Annotated in this window: 2 protein-coding genes and 1 pseudogene; 2 read left to right on the top strand and 1 reads right to left on the bottom strand. The window is 72.6% G+C overall.

The window, feature by feature from the left end:
• On the bottom strand, positions 1–420 hold a 420-nt coding region (locus BEK98_RS46210), incomplete at its 3' end, for a protein kinase domain-containing protein (protein WP_167444454.1).
• Positions 421–718: 298 nt separating this feature from the next.
• Between BEK98_RS46210 and BEK98_RS46205 the strand changes: the two are divergent.
• A pseudogene (locus BEK98_RS46205) lies at positions 719–1,275 on the top strand (response regulator transcription factor); the annotation flags it as partial.
• Positions 1,272–1,832, top strand: coding sequence for a hypothetical protein (locus BEK98_RS49400; protein ID WP_167444453.1), 561 nt, complete (start codon positions 1,272–1,274; stop codon positions 1,830–1,832). The pseudogene BEK98_RS46205 and the gene BEK98_RS49400, both read left to right, overlap by 4 nt.
• Positions 1,833–1,987 lie beyond the last annotated feature (155 nt).

Raw genomic sequence — 1,987 nt, 5'->3', positions numbered from 1 at the left:
GACCAGGACGTTCTCCGGCTTGTAGTCGCGGTGGACGACGCCGATGCGGTGCGCGTCGGCCAGGCCGAGCAGCGAACCCTTGAGGATCACGAGCGCGGCCTCGGGATCCAGCGGACCCCGCCTGGCCAGCAGGTCCCGCAAGGAGACACCGTCCACCAACTCCATCACGATGGCGGCGCCGTCCGGGCTCTCGACGTACTCGTACAACCCGGCGACGTATGGGCTTTCCAGCCCGCCGAGCAGCCGCGCCTCGGCCCTGAACTCGTGCACGAATCCCGGCCGGGTGCGCAGTGACTCGCTGAGGTACTTCACCGCGACCGGAAGGCCGGTCCCCTCGTGCACGGCAAGTACGACCCGTCCGCTCGCCCCGGATCCGAGCTCCAGCGACTCGGTGTATCCGGGCACCGCCCATGCGTTCATTCCGTCCCCCCAGATCCGCTGTGCCGACCGAAATCCCACTCGTTCCGGCGCTTCCGGCACGCGTTCAGAGACATATTTTCGGCCACTGCGGTTGCGGTGCGGCGCCGCGGACGTCACGGGTTGACCACTCCTGGCAGGGGCACCGCGGAGCGCGCCGTTCTCTTTGGCGGCCGGTGGACCGCCGCTGGCGGGTCCTGTGGATCGTGGCCGTCCACGGGCAGATCGCGCTGACGTACGTGCTCCGGCCGACGAGGGCACAGGCCACTGAGGTTGCCGACAGAAGGGAGACGGGCATGCCGTCGCGGACGGCCCGCCCGACGTGCTCGTCCTGGACGTGTCGATGCCCGGGATGAGCGGCATCGAGGTGTGCGCGGTTGCGCGCCGACGGCCGGAATCTGCCGGTGCTCATACTGTCCACGCTCGACGAGACCGCCGACCGGATAGCCGGCCTGCAGGCCGGCGACGACTACCTGGTCAAGCCGTTCGCCCTGCAGGAACTAGTGCTGCGGCTGCGCGCGCTGCTGCGGCGCCAACCACCCGCCGCCCAGGAACAGGCGTTGCGGGTGGCGGACCTGCTGATCGACCCCGCCGACCGCACCGTACGGCGTGGCGGATGCCCGCTGGACCTCACCCGGCGCGAGTTCGAGCTGCTGGAGGTGCTGGCCCGCAACGCCGGGCCGTCCCCTCACCCGTGACCAACTGTTGGAGCGTGTGTGGGGTTACGACTTCGACGTGCGCAGCGATGCCGTCGACACCTTCGTCAGCTATCTGCGGCGCAAGCTGGAGGCCGACGTCGCACCACGGCTGATCCACACCGCGCGTGGGGTCGGCCTCGTGCTGAGGGAGGAGCCGTGAGGCTGTCGGCCCGGATCGGACGGGCGGTCGGCTGCACGGTGCCGCTGCTGGTACTGACCTGCGGATGGCTGCTACTCCAGCTCGTCGCCCGCCATCTGCACCGCGCCGAGGACGACCACCTGCGGGAACGGGCGGCGGCCGTCGTCCCGGACGCCCGGGCGTTGCTACGGGCCGGCGCGGCGGGTCGGCCCAAGGCGGCGGACGCCCGTGAACGCGCCCTCTACAGCGCGGCGCTCGACGTGGGCGTGCGGGTGGTGGGACCGGACGGTTCCTTCAGCGGCGGCCCGCAGCCCGGTTCCGACGTGCCGCTGCCCGCGCGCACGGGGGCACCAGTCACCGTGCACGCAGATGGCGCCAGCTGGCGGGCGCTGGCCCGCCCGGTGCGCACGCCGCTCGCCTCCGGCACCCGGTGGGTGTTCGCGTCGGACACCGCCGACCGCGGACAGCAGCGGCTGGTCCGGCGCCGGGTGCTGGTCACCACTGTGCTCACAACCCCCTGTCCGGCCTGCTGGCCTGGGGGACGGCCGCGGGTGCCGCCGCGCCGCTGCGCCGGCTGACCCGCCGTACCGCCGGGCTGGACCCGCGCACCGATCGCGTGCGCCTGCCGCTGGAGCGGACCGGTGTCACCGAGGTCGACGAACTGGCCGCCACCATACGCACCGTGCTGGCCGGCTACGACGAGCAGGCCGCCCGCGCCGCCGAGGCCCTGGAC

Origin of the sequence: Streptomyces diastatochromogenes, assembly GCF_002242805.1 — a bacterium.
Taxonomy (GTDB): Bacteria; Actinomycetota; Actinomycetes; order Streptomycetales; family Streptomycetaceae; genus Streptomyces; species Streptomyces diastatochromogenes.
This window is presented reverse-complemented; position numbering and strand designations above follow the sequence as displayed.